Raw genomic sequence first — 17,424 nt, 5'->3', positions numbered from 1 at the left:
AAAAGGCCGGCTTGCTGCCGGCCTTTTTCATTTCGTCTGATCCTTGACGAATCAGGCTTCCGCCGTGAGGTTCTCTACCTCGCTGCTCGGGGCAGTCTGCGCGGATGAGGTGGATGCATTGGCGTTGACGGGTTGGATGTTCACCGCGTGCAACCCTTTCGGACCTTGCAGGATCTCGAAACTGACGGGTTGGCCGGCCTTGAGTGTCTTGTAGCCATCCATCTGGATTGCCGAGTAATGAGCAAACAGGTCCTCATCTCGGCCGTCAGCCAGGATGAAACCGTAGCCCTTGGCGTTGTTGAACCACTTGACCTTACCGCTGAGCATGCTGATATCCCTCTGCAAAGGACTCCATCGCTGGAGTATCATCCACTACTATTCCGCTATGCCTTTTTGTAAAGACTGGCGTCCGGAACTCCTGATACCCTCCGGGGGGTATCCTTTGGTTGTAACACCCTTTTGCCGTTAGTCAAGGCGGCGTCGTCTGGGCCTGAGAGGCGTTTCATACTCCGCCTGGCCCACTCATTCACCCACTCGCAAAGCTTTTATTCCAGCATGCATGCAAGTAGCCAGATTCGACTAACATTCAATCAGGACCGCCCGGATCCATTGGAAGACGACGGAACGGGGTTGGCGGTTGAAGAAGCCAAGCCTGCACTGAAAGCGCCGTCCATGTATCGGGTCATCATGTTCAACGATGATTACACCCCGATGGATTTCGTGGTTGAGGTGCTCGAGTTGTACTTCAACATGAACCGCGAGCAGGCAACCAAGGTCATGTTGACTGTGCATACCCAGGGCAAGGCGAACTGCGGGACCTTTACCCGCGATGTCGCGGAAACCAAAGCCATGCAGGTCAATCAATATGCGAGGGAGAGCCAACATCCACTGTTGTGTGAAATTGAGATAGAAGGTTGATGCGGATGTTTGGGAGCGAGGTGAAGTCATGTTGAATCGAGAGCTCGAAGTCACCCTCAATCTCGCCTTCAAGGAGGCGCGGGCGAAGCGGCATGAGTTCATGACCGTTGAGCACTTGCTGTTGGCGCTTCTGGATAACGAAGCCGCCGCGACGGTTCTGAAGGCGTGCGGTGCGAATCTGGACAAGCTGCGGCGAGACCTGCAGGAGTTCATCGATTCCACCACGCCGCTGATTCCCCAGCACGACGAGGATCGCGAAACCCAGCCGACCCTGGGCTTCCAGCGCGTCCTGCAGCGTGCGGTATTCCACGTGCAAAGTTCCGGCAAGCGCGAAGTCACCGGCGCCAACGTGCTGGTCGCGATCTTCAGCGAACAGGAAAGTCAGGCGGTGTTCCTGCTCAAGCAGCAGAGCGTCGCGCGGATCGACGTGGTCAACTACATCGCCCACGGCATCTCCAAGGTGCCGGGACATGCCGAGCATCAGGACAGTGAGCAGGAGATGCAGGACGAGGAAGGCGGCGAGTCTTCCACTTCCAGCCACCCGCTGGATGCCTATGCCAGCAACCTGAACGACCTGGCGCGCCAGGGGCGTATCGACCCACTGGTCGGTCGCGAGTCGGAAGTCGAGCGCGTCGCGCAGATCCTGGCTCGGCGCCGCAAGAACAACCCGCTGCTGGTGGGTGAGGCTGGCGTCGGCAAGACCGCCATCGCCGAAGGCCTGGCCAAGCGCATCGTCGACGGCCAGGTGCCGGACCTGCTGTCCGACAGCGTCGTCTACTCCCTGGACCTGGGCGCGCTACTGGCGGGCACCAAGTACCGCGGCGACTTCGAGAAGCGCTTCAAGGCACTGCTCAACGAGCTGCGCAAGCGTCCGCACGCCGTGTTGTTCATCGACGAGATCCACACCATCATCGGTGCCGGTGCGGCATCGGGCGGGGTCATGGATGCGTCCAACCTGCTGAAACCGCTGCTGTCCTCCGGTGAGATCCGCTGCATCGGCTCCACCACCTTCCAGGAATTCCGTGGCATCTTCGAGAAGGATCGCGCGCTGGCCCGTCGCTTCCAGAAGGTCGACGTCACCGAGCCGTCCGTCGAGGATACCTTCGGCATCCTCAAGGGCCTGAAGCCTCGTTTCGAGCAGCACCACCACATCGAATACAGCGATGAAGCCCTGCGTGCCGCCGCCGAGCTGGCTGCCCGCTACATCAACGACCGGCACATGCCGGACAAGGCCATCGACGTGATCGACGAGGCGGGTGCCTACCAGCGCCTGCAGCCGGAAGAGAAGCGCGTGAAGCGCATCGAAGTCCCGCAGGTCGAGGATATCGTCGCGAAGATCGCGCGGATTCCGCCCAAGCACGTGTCCAGTTCCGATAAAGAGCTGCTGCGTAATCTGGAGCGCGACCTGAAGCTGACCGTGTTCGGCCAGACGGCGGCGATCGAATCACTGTCCACGGCAATCAAGCTTTCACGCGCCGGCCTGAAATCACCGGACAAGCCGGTCGGCTCCTTCCTCTTCTCCGGTCCGACCGGGGTGGGCAAGACCGAAGTGGCTCGTCAGTTGGCTAAAGCGCTGGGTGTGGAGCTGGTGCGCTTCGACATGTCCGAGTACATGGAGCGGCATACCGTGTCCCGCCTGATCGGCGCGCCTCCGGGCTACGTTGGTTTCGACCAGGGCGGCCTGCTGACCGAGGCAATCACCAAGACGCCGCACTGCGTGCTGCTGCTGGATGAGATCGAGAAAGCGCACCCGGAAGTCTTCAACCTGCTGCTGCAGGTGATGGACCACGGCACCCTGACCGACAACAACGGGCGCAAGGCGGATTTCCGCAACGTCATCCTGATCATGACCACCAACGCAGGCGCGGAAACCGCGGCGCGGGCCTCCATCGGCTTCACGCAACAGGATCACGCCAGCGACGCCATGGAAGTGATCAAGAAGAGCTTCACGCCGGAGTTCCGCAACCGCCTGGATACCATCATCCAGTTCGGCCGTCTGAGTCACGAGACCATCAAGAGCATCGTCGACAAGTTCCTTACCGAACTTCAGGCGCAGCTCGAAGACAAGCACGTGCAGATCGAAGTCAGCGACTCGGCGCGCGCCTGGCTGGCGGACAAGGGCTACGACCCGCAGATGGGGGCTCGCCCAATGGCGCGGCTTATCCAGGACAAGATCAAGCGGCCATTGGCCGAGGAGATCCTGTTCGGCGAGCTGGCCGAGCACGGTGGCGTGGCCCATGTGGACCTGAAGGATGGCGAGCTGGCCTTCGAGTTCGAGGTGATCGCTGCAGAGCCGGCCTGACGTTGAAAAGTTAGGCCCAAACAAAAACGCCCGGCAATGCCGGGCGTTTTTCTATGTGCCGGTTTCTACCGGCACCTACCGTCTATCAGCGAGCGCGGTAGGTGATACGACCCTTGGAGAGGTCGTAGGGCGTCAGTTCAACGCGAACTTTGTCGCCGGTCAGGATGCGGATGTAATTCTTGCGCATCTTCCCGGAGATGTGCGCGGTAACGACGTGCCCGTTTTCCAACTCCACGCGGAACATGGTGTTGGGCAGGGTGTCGACGACAGTGCCTTCCATTTCGAAGCTGTCTTCTTTCGACATGCAGTAGAACCCTCGGTATCTAAGATTGCCTGAAGTGTTTCAGGCCATTAAAAAAGGCACATAGTGTGCCTGAAATCGCCCCACAACGCCAATGGGTGTTTTCGGGTCAGTTCAATGCGACCCAGCGCTGATTTACGAAAAGTTCGATCGGGCGGTACTGGGTCTTGTAGTTCATCTTGCGGCAGTTCTTGATCCAGTACCCGAGATAGACAGCGTGCAGACCCAGTCGCTCGGTCTCGCCGACCTGCCAGAGGATGGCGAAGCGTCCCAGGCTGCGGCGTTCTTCGTCCGGATCGTAGAAGGTGTAGACGGCTGAAAGACCGTTGGGCAGCACGTCGGTCACGGCGACGGCGAGCAGGCGGCCCTGCAGGCGGAACTCGAAGAAACAGCTGAACGGCAGGTCGCGCACCAGGAAGGTGGCGAACTGGTCGCGGCTGGGCGGGTACATGTCTCCATCGGCGTGGCGCTGCTCGATGTAGCGCATGTACAGCGCATAGTACTCCTCGGTGAAGGCCGGGCGCTTGCGGATGACTTCCAGATCGGCGTTGCGCTTGATGATGCGCTTCTGCTGGCGGCTCGGCTGGAATCCGGCTGCAGGGATGCGCGCGGGGATGCAGGCGGTGCAGTGCTGGCAGTGCGGCCGGTAGAGGTGTTCGCCGCTGCGCCGGAAGCCAACCTCTGACAGCGAGGCGTACAACTGCGCATCCATGGGCTGGCTGGGGTCGAGGAACAGCGTTGTGGCCTGTTCTTCGGGCAGATAGCTGCATGGATGCGGTTGTGTAGCGTAAAACTTCAGGCGGGCGAGCTCGGTCATCTTCAACCCCTGCGAGGTCCCTCAGGCAAGTTTAAGACAGGCTGAGCAGGTCCGCTTGCGAAGTCCAGTCCTGCGAAGGTGTTTCGTCGAGATGACGGTGCAGGTAGCTGGCGAATTCGCCGCGGGAAATGGCGCGAGCGCCAAAACTGTGCAAGTGCTGCGTCGGCATCTGGCAATCGATCAGCACGAAGCCGGCTGCCTTCAGGCGCTGCACCAGGGTCACGAAGGCCACCTTGGAGGCATTGTCGGCGCGGCTGAACATGGACTCGCCGAAGAACAGGCGGCCGATGGCCAGGCCGTAGAGGCCCCCGACCAGTTCATTGCCTTGCCAGGCTTCGGCCGAATGGGCGACGCCCAGGCGGTGCAGCTGGCAATAGGCATCCTGCATCGGTGTGGTGATCCAGGTGCCGTCCGCGTAATCGCGCGGGCCGGCGCAGCCGTGGATGACCTGCTCGAACGCCCGGTCGATGGTGACCTGGTACTGCTGCTGGCGGATGAGCTTGGCGAGGCTGCGGGAGACGTGCAGTTCTTCGGGGAATAGCACGGTGCGTGGGTCCGGCGACCACCAGAGGATGGGTTGCCCGTCCTGGAACCAGGGGAAACAGCCATGGCGGTAGGCCTGGATCAGGCGCTGCGGGTTGAGATCGCCGCCGGCCGCGAGCAGGCCGTTGGGCTCGCGCAGGGCCTTGTCGAGGGGCGGAAAGTCGAAATTGCTGCGGGAAAGCCACTTGAGCATAGGGAGGAGGGGAGGGCGAGCCTCCCCTGGCACCGATCAGTTGTCGTCGAGGAACTTTTCAGCGTCCAGCGCGGCCATGCAGCCGGCGCCGGCAGAAGTGATCGCCTGGCGGTAGACGTGGTCGGCCACGTCGCCAGCGGCGAACACGCCATCGATGCTGGTCAGGGTCGCGTTGCCTTCGGCGCCACCCTTGATCTTCAGGTAACCGTCATGCATCTCCAGCTGGCCCTTGAACAGGTCGGTGTTGGGCTTGTGGCCGATGGCGATAAATACGCCGGACAGGCCCAGTTGGCGGGTTTCGCCGCTTTCGGCATCTTTCAGGCGAACGCCGATCACGCCCATGTCGTCGCCCAGGACTTCGTCCAGTGTGGTGTTCCAGTGCAGGCGCACGTTGCCGTTCCTGGCTTTTTCGAACAGCTTGTCCTGAAGGATCTTCTCCGAGCGCAGCTTGTCGCGGCGGTGGATCAGGTGGACTTCCTTGGCGATGTTGGACAGGTACAGCGCTTCTTCCACGGCGGTGTTGCCGCCACCGACCACGCAGACGACCTGGTTGCGGTAGAAGAAGCCATCACAGGTGGCGCAGGCGGAAACGCCCTTGCCCATGAAGGCCTCTTCCGAGGACATGCCCAGGTACTGGGCCGAGGCGCCGGTGGCGATGATCAATGCGTCGCAGGTGTAGGTGCCGCTGTCGCCCTTGAGGGTGAAGGGTTTCTGCTGCAACTCGGCGGTGTGGATGTGGTCGTAGACGATCTCGGTGTCGAAACGCTTGGCGTGCTGCTCCATGCGCTGCATCAAGGCGGGACCGGTCAGGCCCTCGACGTCGCCGGGCCAGTTGTCGACCTCGGTGGTGGTGGTGAGCTGGCCGCCGGGCTGGATGCCGGTGATGACAACAGGCTTGAGGTTGGCGCGCGCGGCATACACGGCCGCGGTGTAGCCCGCGGGGCCGGAGCCCAGGATGATCAGGCGCGAATGCTTGACTTCACTCATAAAAAGACTCCATAAGCCTTTGTCACGTAAGAGAATGCATGCTCCAATTGAGCAGCCGAAAAGCGGTGTTGGGCTATGCTACACCGAACCCCGGAAAGCCGGCAAAAGCGCAGTCAGGCACATCCGGGGTCGCTGGCATCGGCCGGCCAAAGCCGTACAATAGGCCCGTTTCGCGGCCCAACGACTCTCGGAAGCGCGTATAGCGCAGGATTAGAAGCGTTTTGAAGGACACCACAGCAAGCCATGCCGCCGCCTGGCGCCAGCAATTGCATTACCGTCTGAAGGAAGGGGCCCTGATCGCGCTTGGCGCGCTCTGCCTTTACCTCTGGATGGCGCTGCTCACCTACGATTCCTCCGATCCGGGCTGGAGCCACTCCAGTCACGTCGAGCAGGTGCAGAACGCTGCCGGCCGTCTGGGGGCGCTGAGCGCAGATATCCTGTTCATGGTGCTGGGGTATTTCGCCTACCTGTTCCCGCTGCTGCTGGCGGTGAAGACCTACCAGGTCTTCCGCAAGCGCCACCTGCCTTGGGAGTGGAGTGGCTGGCTGTTCTCCTGGCGCCTGATCGGCCTGGTGTTCCTGGTGTTGTCCGGTTCCGCCCTGGCCTATATCCATTTCCATACCAGCGGTGCCCACATGCCGGCTACCGCGGGCGGCGCCCTGGGGGAAAGCCTCGGCCAGCTGGGCGTCAATGCGCTGAACGTGCAGGGCAGCACTCTGCTGTTTCTGGCGCTGTTCCTCTTCGGCATGACGGTGTTCGCCGACCTGTCCTGGTTCAAGGTGATGGACGTCACCGGCAAGATCACCCTCGACCTGTTCGAGCTCATTCATAACGCCACCAACCGCTGGTGGAGCGCCCGCAGCGAGCACAAGCAGCTCGTCGCCCAGTTGCGTGAAGTCGACGAACGCGTGGCCGAAGTTGCCGCGCCCATCGTTGCCGATCGCCGCGAGCAGGCCAAGGTCAAGGAGCGCCTGATCGAGCGCGAGGAAGCGCTGGTCAAGAGCGTGCAGGAGCGGGAAAAACGCGTGGCGCCGAAGATCGACGTCCCGCCGCCGCCCAGCAAGCCGGTCGAACCGAGCAAGCGGGTGCTGAAGGAGAAGCAGGCACCGCTGTTCGTCGATACTGCCGTGGAAGGCACGCTGCCGCCGCTGTCGATTCTCGACCCGGCCTCGGAAAAGAAGCAGAGCTATTCGCCCGAATCCCTGGAGGCCATGTCGCGCCTGCTGGAGATCAAGCTCAAGGAGTTCGGCGTCGAAGTCATCGTCGAGTCCGTGCATCCGGGCCCGGTGATCACCCGTTTCGAAATCCAGCCGGCCGCCGGTGTGAAGGTCAGCCGTATCTCCAACCTGGCCAAGGACCTGGCACGTTCGCTGGCAGTGATCAGCGTGCGCGTGGTGGAAGTCATCCCCGGCAAGACCACCGTGGGTATCGAGATTCCCAACGAAGACCGGCAGATGGTGCGCTTCTCCGAAGTGCTGATGACGCCGGAATACGACGAGCATAAGTCCACCGTGCCCCTGGCCCTGGGCCACGATATCGGCGGTCATCCGATCATCACCGACCTGGCGAAGATGCCGCACCTGCTGGTGGCCGGTACTACCGGTTCCGGTAAGTCGGTGGGCGTGAACGCCATGCTGCTGTCGATCCTGTTCAAGTCCACGCCGGAAGAGGCGCGGCTGATCATGATCGACCCGAAGATGCTGGAGCTGTCGATCTACGAAGGCATTCCGCACCTGCTCTGCCCGGTCGTCACCGACATGAAGGAAGCCGCCAACGCGCTACGCTGGAGCGTCGCCGAGATGGAGCGCCGCTACAAGCTGATGGCGGCCATGGGCGTGCGTAACCTGGCTGGCTTCAACCGCAAGGTGAAGGACGCGGAGGAGGCCGGCACCCCGCTGACCGACCCGCTGTATCGCCGCGAGAGCATGGAAGACGAAGCGCCGCTGCTGCAGACCCTGCCGACCATCGTGGTCGTCGTGGACGAATTCGCCGACATGATGATGATCGTCGGCAAGAAGGTGGAAGAGCTGATCGCCCGTATTGCCCAGAAGGCGCGTGCGGCGGGCATCCATCTGATTCTGGCGACCCAGCGGCCCTCGGTGGATGTGATCACCGGCCTGATCAAGGCGAACATCCCCACCCGTATCGCCTTCCAGGTGTCCAGCAAGATCGACTCGCGCACCATTCTCGACCAGGGCGGCGCCGAGCAACTGCTGGGCCACGGCGACATGCTCTACCTGCCGCCGGGCACCGGCCTGCCGATCCGAGTTCATGGTGCCTTCGTGTCCGATGACGAAGTGCACCGTGTCGTTGAGGCGTGGAAGCTGCGTGGCGCACCGAACTATATCGAGGACATTCTCGCCGGCGCCGATGAAGGCGGTGGTGGTTCCTTCGACGGTGGCGGTGGCGGTGGCGGCGAAGGCAGCGAGGGCAGCGAGGACGATCCGCTCTACGACGAAGCCGTGCGCTTCGTGACCGAAAGCCGCCGGGCTTCCATCTCTGCCGTGCAGCGCAAGCTGAAGATCGGCTACAACCGCGCCGCGCGGATGATCGAGGCCATGGAAATGGCCGGCGTGGTCACCGCGATGAATACCAATGGCTCGCGTGAAGTGATCGCGCCGGCCCCGATCCGTGATTGATTCGACTTCGAGGATTTCGATGCGTCTGATCCGCCTGTTGTTCGTTGCTGCGCTGGCCTTTGCCGGCGCCCAGGCCCATGCCGACGATGCTGCTGCGCAGCGCCTGAGCGGGATGCTCACCAAGGCCCAGACAATGACCGCGCGCTTCTCCCAGCTGACCCTGGACGGCAGCGGCACCCGCTTGCAGGAAACCGCCGGCACCCTGGGCCTCAAGCGCCCTGGCCTGTTCCGCTGGCACACCGATGCGCCGAACGAGCAGCTGCTGATCTCCAACGGTGAGAAAATCTGGCTGTACGACCCGGACCTGGAGCAGGTGACCATCCAGAAGCTCGACCAGCGCCTGACCCAGACCCCGGCGCTGCTGCTGTCCGGTGATGTGTCGAAGATCGGCCAGAGCTTCGATATCACCGCGAAGGATGGCGGCAACGTGGTCGACTTCACCCTCAAGCCCAAGTCCAAGGACACCCTGTTCGACAGCCTGCGGATTTCCTTCCGCAGCGGTGTGGTGAACGACATGCAGCTGATCGACAGCGTCGGCCAGCGCACCAATATCCTGTTCTTCGACGTGAAGATGAACGAGCCGATGGACACCAAGCAGTTCGTCTTCGAAGTGCCCAAGGGCGTCGACGTCATCCAGGAATGACCGGCCGCGCGCCGGATTGATCGATAGGTAATACCGTGGACCTGTTCCGCTCCGCCCCCGTTTCCCAGCCCCTGGCCGCGCGGCTGCGCGCGACCAGCCTGGACGAGTACGTCGGCCAGGAGCATCTGCTCGCCCGTGGCAAGCCGCTGCGTGAGGCGCTGGAGCAGGGCGCGCTGCACTCGATGATCTTCTGGGGCCCGCCCGGAGTCGGCAAGACCACCCTGGCGAAACTGCTGGCGCAGGTCACCGACGCGCACTTCGAGACCCTCTCGGCGGTGCTCTCGGGCGTGAAGGAAATCCGCCAGTCGGTGGAAGTGGCCAAGCAGCATGCTGCGCAGTATGGCCGTCGCACCATCCTCTTCGTCGATGAAGTGCACCGCTTCAACAAGAGCCAGCAGGATGCGTTCCTGCCTTACGTTGAAGACGGCACGCTGATCTTCATCGGTGCAACCACCGAGAACCCGTCCTTCGAGTTGAACAACGCGTTGCTCTCCCGTGCCCGCGTCTACGTGCTGAAAAGCCTGGACGAAGCGGCCCTGCGGCGGTTGGTGGAGCGCGCATTGACCGAGGAAAAGGGCCTGGGCAAGCGCAACCTGAGCCTGCCCGACGACAGTTTCGCGATCCTCATGGCCGCCGCCGACGGCGATGGGCGGCGCCTGCTCAATCTGCTGGAGAACGCTTCCGACCTCGCCGAAGACAACAGCGAGATCAGCGCCGAGCTGCTGCAGAACCTGCTGGGCGACTCACGCCGGCGCTTCGACAAGGGCGGCGAGGCCTTCTACGACCAGATCAGCGCGCTGCACAAGTCAGTGCGTGGTTCCAGCCCCGATGGCGCGCTGTACTGGTATTCGCGCATGCTCGATGGTGGCTGCGATCCGCTGTACATCGCCCGCCGAGTGGTGCGCATGGCCAGCGAGGACATCGGCAATGCCGATCCGCGCGCGCTGACCCTGTGCCTTCACGCCTGGGACGTGCAGGAACGCCTCGGCAGCCCGGAAGGCGAGCTGGCGATTGCACAGGCTATCGTTTACCTGGCCTGTGCGCCGAAGAGCAATGCCGTCTACAACGCTTACAACATGGCGCGCCGTGACGTGGCGGAGAGCGGTTCGCTGGAAGTGCCGCTGCATTTGCGCAACGCGCCGACCAAGCTGATGAAGAACCTGGGCTATGGCGACGAGTATCGCTATGCCCATGATGAGCCGGATGCCTATGCGGCCGGAGAAGACTACTTCCCCGAGTCCATGGAACCGCGCCAGTATTACCAACCCGTGCCGCGCGGGCTCGAACTGAAGATCGGCGAAAAGCTGCGCCACCTGGCCAGCCTCGACAAGGCCAGTTCCCGCCGTCGCAGAAAATCCTGAAGTGGCGCCCTTGAGCGTCGCCTGACACTAGACACGAGAAGACACCATGCTCGATTCCAAACTGGTTCGTACCCAGCCGCAGGAAGTGGCCGAACGCCTGGCCACCCGTGGCTTTACCCTGGACGTGGCGCGCATCGAAGCGCTGGAGAGCCAGCGCAAGGCCGTGCAGACCCGCACCGAGACCCTGCAGGCCGAGCGCAACTCGCGCTCCAAGGCCATCGGCCAGGCCATGAAGAATGGCGAGGACGTCGCGCCGCTGAAGGCCGAAGTCAATCGCATGGCCGAGGAACTGGAGTCGGGCAAGCGCGAGCTGGATGCCATCCAGGCCGAGCTGGACAGCCTGCTGCTGAACATTCCGAACCTGCCGCACGAATCCGTGCCGGTCGGTGCCGATGAAGAAGAGAACGTCGAAATCCGTCGCTGGGGCACCCCGCGCACCTTCGACTTCGAGATCAAGGACCACGTCGCCCTGGGCGAGCAGCACGGCTGGCTGGACTTCGAGACCGCCGCGCGCCTGTCCGGCGCCCGCTTCGCCCTGATGCGCGGCCCGATCGCCCGCCTGCACCGCGCACTGGCGCAGTTCATGCTCGACCTGCACACCCGCGAACACGGCTACGAAGAGGCCTATACCCCGTACCTGGTACAGGCTCCGGCGCTGCAGGGTACCGGCCAACTGCCGAAGTTCGAAGAAGACCTGTTCAAGATCCAGCGTGAAGACGAGGCCGATCTGTACCTGATCCCGACTGCCGAAGTCTCGCTGACCAACATCGTGGCCGGCCAGATCCTCGACGCGAAGGAGCTGCCGCTGAAGTTCGTCGCCCACACCCCGTGTTTCCGCAGCGAAGCCGGCGCGTCGGGCCGTGATACCCGCGGCATGATCCGCCAGCACCAGTTCGACAAGGTCGAGATGGTGCAGATCGTCGAGCCGTCGAAGTCCTGGGAAGCCCTGGAAAGCCTGGTCGGCAATGCCGAGAAAGTTCTCCAGGCACTGGAGCTGCCGTACCGCGCCCTGGCGCTGTGCACTGGCGACATGGGCTTCGGCGCCGCCAAGACCTACGATCTGGAAGTCTGGGTGCCGAGTCAGGACAAGTACCGCGAGATTTCCTCCTGCTCCAACTGTGGCGACTTCCAGGCCCGTCGCATGCAGGCGCGCTACCGTAACCCGGAAACCGGCAAGCCCGAGCTGGTGCATACCCTCAACGGCTCCGGACTGGCCGTGGGCCGCACCCTGGTCGCCGTGCTGGAGAACTACCAGCAGGCCGACGGTTCGATTCGCGTGCCGGAAGTGCTCAAGCCGTACATGGCGGGCATCGAGGTAATCGGCTGAGATGGACTTCCTGCCGCTGTTCCACATCCTGCGCGGACGTCGCGCGCTACTGGTCGGCGGCGGTGATGTCGCACTGCGCAAGGCGCGCCTGCTGAATGACGCCGGCGCGGTGCTGCGTGTGGTGGCGCCGGAGGTGCACTCCGAGCTGCGAGAGTTGGTCGAGGAGGGCGCGGGCGAATTGATCCTGCGCCCCTACGCCCAGGGCGACCTGCAGGACTGCGTGCTGGTCATCGCCGCCACCGACGATGAGCCGCTCAACGCCCAAGTGTCCCGAGACGCCAACGAGCGCGGCGTACCGGTCAACGTGGTCGACGCACCGGCCCTGTGCAGCGTGATCTTCCCCGCCATCGTCGACCGTTCGCCGCTGGTGGTGGCTGTCTCCAGTGGCGGCGACGCGCCGGTGCTGGCGCGCCTGCTGCGCGCCAAGCTGGAAACCTGGATTCCCGCGACCTACGGCCAACTGGCCGGCCTGGCCAGCCGCTTCCGCGAGCGCGTGAAGCAGCGCCTGCCGGACCTGCAGCAGCGCCGCAAGTTCTGGGAAGAGGTGTTCCAGGGCCCGGTCGCCGAGCGCATGCTCGCCGGCCAGCCGAACGAAGCGGAGCGCTTGCTGGCGGATAAGCTGGAAGCGCCGCAGCCCGAATCCCGTGGCGAGGTCTATCTGGTCGGCGCCGGCCCTGGCGATCCGGACCTGCTGACCTTCCGTGCCCTGCGCCTGATGCAGCAGGCCGATGTGGTGCTCTATGACCGCCTCGTTGCGCCGGCCATCCTTGAGCTGTGCCGCCGCGATGCGGACCGCCTGTATGTCGGCAAGCGCCGCGCGGACCACGCCGTGCCGCAGGATGAGATCAACCGCCAATTGGTCGAGCTCGCCCAGCAAGGGAAGCGCGTGCTGCGCCTGAAGGGCGGTGATCCGTTCATCTTCGGCCGTGGCGGCGAGGAGATCGACGAACTGGCGGCCAACGGAATCCCGTTCCAGGTGGTGCCGGGCATTACCGCGGCAAGCGGCTGCGCGGCCTATGCCGGTATTCCGCTGACACACCGTGATTACGCACAATCCGTACGCTTCGTGACCGGGCACTTGAAGGACGGCACCACCGATCTGCCCTGGAACGACCTGGTCGCTCCGGGCCAGACCCTGGTGTTCTACATGGGCCTCGTCGGCTTGCCGGTCATCTGCGAGCAACTGGTGCGTCACGGCCGCTCCGCCGACACGCCTGCCGCCCTGGTGCAGCAGGGCACCACGGTGCATCAGCGCGTGTTCACCGGCACCCTGGCGAATCTGCCGGAGCTGGTCGCCGAGCACGAAGTGCATGCGCCGACTCTGGTGATCGTCGGGGAAGTGGTGCAGCTGCGCGAAAAGCTGGCGTGGTTCGAGGGGCAGCAGTGAAAGCCCCTTACGTGGTGATCCTGGGCGCCGTGTGCTGTGCCATGGGGTTCACCGCGCCGGCCTCAGCGGCCAGCTTCGATTGCAAGAAGGCCAGGCAGGCCGACGAGAAAGCCATCTGCGCGGACCGCCAACTGTCCGAAATGGACGTGCAGGTGGCAACCACCTACCGCCTGTTGCGCGGCCTGTTTGCGATGGGCATGCGGGGCAACCTGGGTGACTCCCAGCTCGCCTGGCTGGAGCAGCGCCGCGCCTGCGGCGCCAACAAGGCCTGCCTGAAGCAGCGTTACCAGGAGCGCCTGGGCGCGCTGCAGAAGGTCTACGACGGTATCGAAAAACCGATCTGATCCGCTCTTGACCTTGTAGGAGCGGGCTTGCTCGCGAGCCGCTTGACGCTGATGGCTTGCGCTGGGTCCGTGATCAAGCTCGCTCCCACAGGTCTGATGGCGAATTCCGCTCCCGCGGCTGACTCAGCCCCTACGGAAAATACCCTCGCCCGCCAGATGCTCGCGCCCGTGCGGACTGGTGAAGTCCTGCTGCGGCCCCAGAGGCACGATGCCGGTCGGGTTGATGGTGCGATGGCTGCCGTAGTAGTGGTGCTTGATGTGCTGGAAATCCACCGTACCGGCAACGCCGTCCAGTTGATACAACTCGCGCAGCCAGCCGGACAGGTTCGGATAGTCCGCCAGGCGCCGCAGGTTGCACTTGAAGTGGCCGTGGTAGACCGCATCGAAGCGGATCAGCGTAGTGAACAGGCGCACATCGGCTTCGGTCAGGTATTCGCCCGCCAGGTAGCGCTGCTCGCCCAGGCGCTCTTCCAGCCAGTCCAGTTCATTGAACAATGTCTTGAAGGCTTCTTCGTAGGCGTCCTGCGTCGTCGCGAAGCCCGCACGGTAAACACCGTTGTTCACGGCCGGGTAGATACGCTCGTTCAGCTCATCGATCTGCGCGCGCAGCGGCTCCGGGTAGAGGTCCAGTTTGTTGCCGGTGATGCCGTCGAAAGCGGTGTTGAACATGCGGATGATCTCCGCCGATTCGTTGCTGACGATGCGCTGCTCATGCTTGTCCCACAGCACTGGTACGGTGACACGGCCGGTGTAGTGCGGGTCGTCCCGGGTATAGCGTTGATGGAGGAAGTCGAGGCCTTCGAGTTTGTCGCCGGTGGAGCCGAGCGCCTTGTCGAAGGTCCAGCCGTTTTCCAGCATCAGCCAACTGACAACCGACACGTCGATCAACGATTCGAGGCCCTTGAGCTGGCGGTAGATCAGCGTGCGGTGAGCCCAAGGGCAGGCCAGGGATACGTAGAGGTGATAGCGGCCGGCCTCGGCGCGGAAGCCGCCTTCGCCGGTGGGGCCGGGCTGACCGTCGGCGGTGACCCAATTGCGGCGCTGCGCATTTTCGCGCTGGAAGCGGCCGTCCTTGCTGGTGTCATACCACTGATCTTGCCAGCGGCCATCAATCAACTGTCCCATCTTGAGTGCTCCAGAAAGCGGGAAGATGGGACCAGTCTATCGGCTCTGGCTCGATTGTTTAGCGCAAAAACAGGATTCCAGCTATCGACTAAATCGATCTGTTGCGCTCAGTCCAGCGTTTATCGGCCTCTGCGAAGGCTTCGTCTCGCTGCAGCCCGAGCGCGCGCAAGGCCAGGGCCATTGTTGCGCGGACGGCCAGCTCGCCGTAGACGTCCTCTGCGTCGCCGCGCCAGACCGCGGCCAGATGCTGCGGGTCGAGGCTTTCCGGTTTGACGTGACGCAGCGGTGAAAGCGCGGGCCATTCTTCGTCCCAGTCATTGCCATCGCGGCAGCCGTACAGGTACGAAGAGGCGTCCGGGTTCACTTCGATCTCGCCGCCTTCGCCTTTGATGACGATGGCGTAGTCGCCCAGCAGCCGGCTGCCTTCGCGGTGTACGGCCTGGTAGCCGGGATGGAAGATGCTTTGCAGCACGCAGGTAGCGCCCAGCGGGTTGATCAGGCGCACCGAGGAATGAATGGGTGAGCGCAGGCCGAGGGTATTGCGCAAGTCGATCATTCGCTGCAGTCGCGGCATCCAGTCCACCAGCGGGGCGAAGGCGACACCCTGGGCATCCAGCGCCTGACTGACCGAGGCCCAGTCGCGGCACAGCGGCAGGCCCAACGGCTCCAGCAGTTGTTCGGTGTAGAGGCGGCCCGCGGTGTGGGCGCCCGCGCCATGCAACAGGATGCGGGTGCCGCTGCCGCCCAGGCATTTCGCTGCCAGCAGGTACCAGGGCAGGTGGCGCTTTTTGCCGGCGTAGCTGGGCCAGTCCAGGTCCACGGCGATCTTCGGAGTTTGCAGGCGCTCGCGCACCGCTTCAGTGAAGCCAGCCAGTTCCTCGGCGCTCTCTTCCTTGTGCCGCAGCAGCATCAGGAAGGCGCCCAGCTGCGCCTCTTCGACCTTGTCGTCGAGAATGAAGCCCAGCGCTTCGCGGGCCTCCTCGCGGGTCAGGCCGCGTGCACCGCGCTTGCCTTTGCCGAGGATGCGGACGAACTGGGCGAAGGGGTGTTCGGCGGGTGTCTGCAGGACGAGCGGGGCGGCGGTCATAGGCAATTGGTCGGCTTCGACAGGCCGGCGAGCTTGGCGGCAAGCTTGGCCGGGGTGCCCTTGAACAGGAGGTTGAGGTGCAGGCTGCTGCCCTTTTCCGCGCCCAGCTTCTGGGCTACGTATTTGATCAGCGGGCGGTTGGCCGGCGAGAGCTGGAACTCGCCGTAGAACTCGCGCAGCAACAGGAGGATTTCCCAATGCTCGGGGGTCAGGTGGATGCCTTCGTTGTGGGCCAGGGCTTCGGCGGCGGCGTCGCTCCAGTCGTTCAGGTCGGCGAGGTAGCCGTCCTTATCCAGCGGCAGGGAGTGGCCATTGACCAATAAGATACTCATAGCCAGGCGTTCACCTTGTCGAAGCGGGTGCAGAGTTCGACGAAGCCGGGGTAGTCCACGCTGTCGACTCGGGAGGCGAGGGCGTCGAGCCCGCGCGCTTGCAGGTCTTCCTGCAGCGCAAACAGGGAGTTGCTTGCCGGCAATTGCTCCAGCGCCTGCGCCGGCTGCGTACCTGTGCGGAGCGCGTATACCGCGTCACCGGTCAGCATGATGCCGTCATCGGCGCCCAGCAGGCGCAGGCAACTGTCGAGCCTGCTGTCATTGAAGGGGGAGTGCGAGAGCAGGTGGAGGGTAGCCATCAGATCGTGATCACCTGGTCGTGGGTTTGCAGCAGGCCGCGAAGGGCGTTGTCATCCAGCACCTGTGTGGCCAGCGTGAGGCTGCTGGCGTCCAGGCCGCGCTCGGTGAGGCTGTGCGCGCTGGCATAGAGATCCTCGACGCCAAAAAGCGGCAAGGCCTGCAGATTGGCTTGCAGGTCTTTTTGCTCAATACCGGCAGGGCGCTGGTCGGGTGCCAGCTGGAACACGCCGTCATCAAGGAAGAGCATTGATATCGGCAGGTCGAACGCGCCGCCGGCCAGAGCGATATCCAGCGCCTCGCGGGCAGCGGGGCCGGCCCAGGGAGCCTGGCGGCTGATGATCAGCAGGGACTTGGCCATCAGTTGCCTCCAAAGCAGATCAGGCGGTCCGCCTGTTGCGCCGCTTCATGCAACTGGCCGAGGCCGGAAAGATCCCAGGGTGCCTGCAGGTTGGCGGCGGGACGGGAGTAGCGGCTGGCTTCCTCGCTATTCAGCACGCCGCGGCGCAGCGCTGCGGCGATGCAGACAACGCCGTCAAGCTGGTTGTCGGCAACGAAGCGCGTCCAGGCCGCCGCAACATCCAGTTCATCCTGGCTGGCCACGGTGTTGGCCGCTGCACTGTGCACTCCGTCCTGATAGAAGAACAGTCGGGAGATATCGTGGCCGCCGGCCAGCGCAGCTTCGGCGAAGCGCAGGGCGCGCCGGGCGGCTGGCGAGTGCGGCGGGGAGAAGAGGGCGATGACGAACTTCATGGAGCTGGCCTTGGCGGCGAATTTTCGCAGGATGATACGGCGCTGCGCCTTTTTTTGCCGCGCCTGAC

Annotated in this window: 19 protein-coding genes; 8 read left to right on the top strand and 11 right to left on the bottom strand. The window is 63.6% G+C overall.

The annotated features are described in order from the left end of the window. Positions 1–51 precede the first annotated feature (51 nt). On the bottom strand, positions 52–327 hold the full coding sequence (gene cspD, locus LDJ84_RS16970; RefSeq protein WP_024765140.1) for a cold shock domain-containing protein CspD: 276 nt from the start codon (positions 325–327) through the stop codon (positions 52–54). Between the two features lie 228 nt (positions 328–555). Between cspD and clpS the strand changes: the two genes are divergently transcribed. Then, on the top strand, positions 556–918 hold the full coding sequence (gene clpS, locus LDJ84_RS16965) for an ATP-dependent Clp protease adapter ClpS (protein ID WP_037012443.1): 363 nt from the start codon (positions 556–558) through the stop codon (positions 916–918). Between the two features lie 28 nt (positions 919–946). Continuing rightward, on the top strand, positions 947–3,220 hold the full coding sequence (gene clpA / locus LDJ84_RS16960) for an ATP-dependent Clp protease ATP-binding subunit ClpA (RefSeq protein WP_038803607.1): 2,274 nt from the start codon (positions 947–949) through the stop codon (positions 3,218–3,220). A gap of 85 nt (positions 3,221–3,305) precedes the next feature. Here the strand turns inward: clpA and infA are convergent, their stop codons facing one another. The 4 genes from infA to trxB form a co-directional block, all read right to left on the bottom strand. Then, positions 3,306–3,524 carry a translation initiation factor IF-1 gene (infA, locus tag LDJ84_RS16955; RefSeq protein WP_002553999.1) on the bottom strand — a complete coding sequence of 73 codons (219 nt, stop codon included), beginning with the start codon at positions 3,522–3,524 and terminating at the stop codon, positions 3,306–3,308. Between the two features lie 106 nt (positions 3,525–3,630). Next, on the bottom strand, positions 3,631–4,338 hold the full coding sequence (locus LDJ84_RS16950; RefSeq protein WP_024765142.1) for an arginyltransferase: 708 nt from the start codon (positions 4,336–4,338) through the stop codon (positions 3,631–3,633). Positions 4,339–4,369: 31 nt separating this feature from the next. Continuing rightward, positions 4,370–5,074: a leucyl/phenylalanyl-tRNA--protein transferase gene (gene aat / locus LDJ84_RS16945; protein WP_024765143.1), complete on the bottom strand. Its 705-nt coding sequence runs from the start codon at positions 5,072–5,074 to the stop codon at positions 4,370–4,372. A 36-nt stretch (positions 5,075–5,110) separates the two neighbouring features. Next, positions 5,111–6,061: a thioredoxin-disulfide reductase gene (gene trxB, locus LDJ84_RS16940; protein WP_226045089.1), complete on the bottom strand. Its 951-nt coding sequence runs from the start codon at positions 6,059–6,061 to the stop codon at positions 5,111–5,113. Between the two features lie 221 nt (positions 6,062–6,282). Between trxB and ftsK the strand changes: the two genes are divergently transcribed. Genes ftsK through LDJ84_RS16910 form a run of 6 tightly spaced genes read left to right on the top strand, consistent with a single transcriptional unit; the run spans position 6,283 to position 13,762 of the window. Then, entirely contained in the window at positions 6,283–8,700 is a 2,418-nt protein-coding gene (ftsK, locus tag LDJ84_RS16935; protein WP_226045088.1) for a DNA translocase FtsK, read from the top strand. A 19-nt stretch (positions 8,701–8,719) separates the two neighbouring features. Beyond that, positions 8,720–9,343: an outer membrane lipoprotein chaperone LolA gene (lolA, locus tag LDJ84_RS16930; RefSeq protein ID WP_054909431.1), complete on the top strand. Its 624-nt coding sequence runs from the start codon at positions 8,720–8,722 to the stop codon at positions 9,341–9,343. A gap of 35 nt (positions 9,344–9,378) precedes the next feature. Next, positions 9,379–10,704, top strand: a complete 1,326-nt coding sequence (locus LDJ84_RS16925; RefSeq protein WP_193453158.1) for a replication-associated recombination protein A — start codon at positions 9,379–9,381, stop codon at positions 10,702–10,704. Positions 10,705–10,750: 46 nt separating this feature from the next. After that, a complete protein-coding gene (serS, locus tag LDJ84_RS16920) occupies positions 10,751–12,031 on the top strand; it encodes a serine--tRNA ligase (RefSeq protein WP_226045087.1) in 1,281 nt (426 codons plus the stop codon). 1 nt (position 12,032) lies between these two features. Then, the gene (gene cysG / locus LDJ84_RS16915) at positions 12,033–13,418 is read left to right on the top strand and encodes a siroheme synthase CysG (RefSeq protein WP_084359209.1); all 1,386 of its coding nucleotides are present in this window, start codon (positions 12,033–12,035) and stop codon (positions 13,416–13,418) included. Positions 13,419–13,459: 41 nt separating this feature from the next. Then, positions 13,460–13,762, top strand: a complete 303-nt coding sequence (locus tag LDJ84_RS16910) for a lysozyme inhibitor LprI family protein (protein ID WP_037007284.1) — start codon at positions 13,460–13,462, stop codon at positions 13,760–13,762. Between the two features lie 123 nt (positions 13,763–13,885). On the opposite strand, the gene LDJ84_RS16905 is transcribed toward LDJ84_RS16910, so the two are convergent. The 6 genes from LDJ84_RS16905 to tusD all read right to left on the bottom strand — a co-directional run bounded on the left by LDJ84_RS16905 (position 13,886) and on the right by tusD (position 17,356). Next, positions 13,886–14,887, bottom strand: coding sequence for a glutathione S-transferase family protein (locus LDJ84_RS16905; RefSeq protein ID WP_084359211.1), 1,002 nt, complete (start codon positions 14,885–14,887; stop codon positions 13,886–13,888). An 88-nt stretch (positions 14,888–14,975) separates the two neighbouring features. Continuing rightward, positions 14,976–15,974, bottom strand: coding sequence for a glycosyl transferase family protein (locus LDJ84_RS16900; RefSeq protein WP_084359213.1), 999 nt, complete (start codon positions 15,972–15,974; stop codon positions 14,976–14,978). Next, a complete protein-coding gene (locus LDJ84_RS16895; protein WP_226045086.1) occupies positions 15,971–16,306 on the bottom strand; it encodes a TusE/DsrC/DsvC family sulfur relay protein in 336 nt (111 codons plus the stop codon). Before LDJ84_RS16895 ends, LDJ84_RS16900 begins: the two co-directional genes overlap by 4 nt. Beyond that, positions 16,303–16,605 carry a sulfurtransferase complex subunit TusB gene (gene tusB, locus LDJ84_RS16890; protein WP_169887179.1) on the bottom strand — a complete coding sequence of 101 codons (303 nt, stop codon included), beginning with the start codon at positions 16,603–16,605 and terminating at the stop codon, positions 16,303–16,305. The genes LDJ84_RS16895 and tusB overlap by 4 nt, the downstream gene beginning before the upstream one ends. Then, the gene (gene tusC, locus LDJ84_RS16885; protein ID WP_193453161.1) at positions 16,605–16,964 is read right to left on the bottom strand and encodes a sulfurtransferase complex subunit TusC; all 360 of its coding nucleotides are present in this window, start codon (positions 16,962–16,964) and stop codon (positions 16,605–16,607) included. Before tusC ends, tusB begins: the two co-directional genes overlap by 1 nt. Continuing rightward, positions 16,964–17,356 (bottom strand): sulfurtransferase complex subunit TusD, encoded by a 393-nt coding sequence (gene tusD, locus LDJ84_RS16880; RefSeq protein ID WP_065085202.1) that lies wholly within the window; start codon positions 17,354–17,356, stop codon positions 16,964–16,966. The genes tusC and tusD overlap by 1 nt, the downstream gene beginning before the upstream one ends. Between the last annotated feature and the right edge of the window lie 68 nt (positions 17,357–17,424).

Origin of the sequence: Pseudomonas sp. HS-18 (assembly GCF_020401845.1) — a bacterium.
GTDB classification, from domain to species: Bacteria; Pseudomonadota; Gammaproteobacteria; order Pseudomonadales; family Pseudomonadaceae; genus Pseudomonas; species Pseudomonas nitroreducens.
The sequence above is the reverse complement of the archived record's forward strand: the minus strand, read 5'-3'. Positions and strand labels throughout refer to the sequence as shown.

Coding starts and splice junctions, on each gene's coding strand:
- cspD (WP_024765140.1), bottom strand. CDS start 327: ATGCTCAGCGGTAAGGTCAAGTGGTTCAACAACGCCAAGGGCTACGGT.
- clpS (WP_037012443.1), top strand. CDS start 556: ATGCATGCAAGTAGCCAGATTCGACTAACATTCAATCAGGACCGCCCG.
- clpA (WP_038803607.1), top strand. CDS start 947: ATGTTGAATCGAGAGCTCGAAGTCACCCTCAATCTCGCCTTCAAGGAG.
- infA (WP_002553999.1), bottom strand. CDS start 3,524: ATGTCGAAAGAAGACAGCTTCGAAATGGAAGGCACTGTCGTCGACACC.
- LDJ84_RS16950 (WP_024765142.1), bottom strand. CDS start 4,338: ATGACCGAGCTCGCCCGCCTGAAGTTTTACGCTACACAACCGCATCCA.
- aat (WP_024765143.1), bottom strand. CDS start 5,074: ATGCTCAAGTGGCTTTCCCGCAGCAATTTCGACTTTCCGCCCCTCGAC.
- trxB (WP_226045089.1), bottom strand. CDS start 6,061: ATGAGTGAAGTCAAGCATTCGCGCCTGATCATCCTGGGCTCCGGCCCC.
- lolA (WP_054909431.1), top strand. CDS start 8,720: ATGCGTCTGATCCGCCTGTTGTTCGTTGCTGCGCTGGCCTTTGCCGGC.
- serS (WP_226045087.1), top strand. CDS start 10,751: ATGCTCGATTCCAAACTGGTTCGTACCCAGCCGCAGGAAGTGGCCGAA.
- cysG (WP_084359209.1), top strand. CDS start 12,033: ATGGACTTCCTGCCGCTGTTCCACATCCTGCGCGGACGTCGCGCGCTA.
- LDJ84_RS16910 (WP_037007284.1), top strand. CDS start 13,460: ATGGGGTTCACCGCGCCGGCCTCAGCGGCCAGCTTCGATTGCAAGAAG.
- LDJ84_RS16905 (WP_084359211.1), bottom strand. CDS start 14,887: ATGGGACAGTTGATTGATGGCCGCTGGCAAGATCAGTGGTATGACACC.
- LDJ84_RS16900 (WP_084359213.1), bottom strand. CDS start 15,974: ATGACCGCCGCCCCGCTCGTCCTGCAGACACCCGCCGAACACCCCTTC.
- LDJ84_RS16895 (WP_226045086.1), bottom strand. CDS start 16,306: ATGAGTATCTTATTGGTCAATGGCCACTCCCTGCCGCTGGATAAGGAC.
- tusB (WP_169887179.1), bottom strand. CDS start 16,605: ATGGCTACCCTCCACCTGCTCTCGCACTCCCCCTTCAATGACAGCAGG.
- tusC (WP_193453161.1), bottom strand. CDS start 16,964: ATGGCCAAGTCCCTGCTGATCATCAGCCGCCAGGCTCCCTGGGCCGGC.
- tusD (WP_065085202.1), bottom strand. CDS start 17,356: ATGAAGTTCGTCATCGCCCTCTTCTCCCCGCCGCACTCGCCAGCCGCC.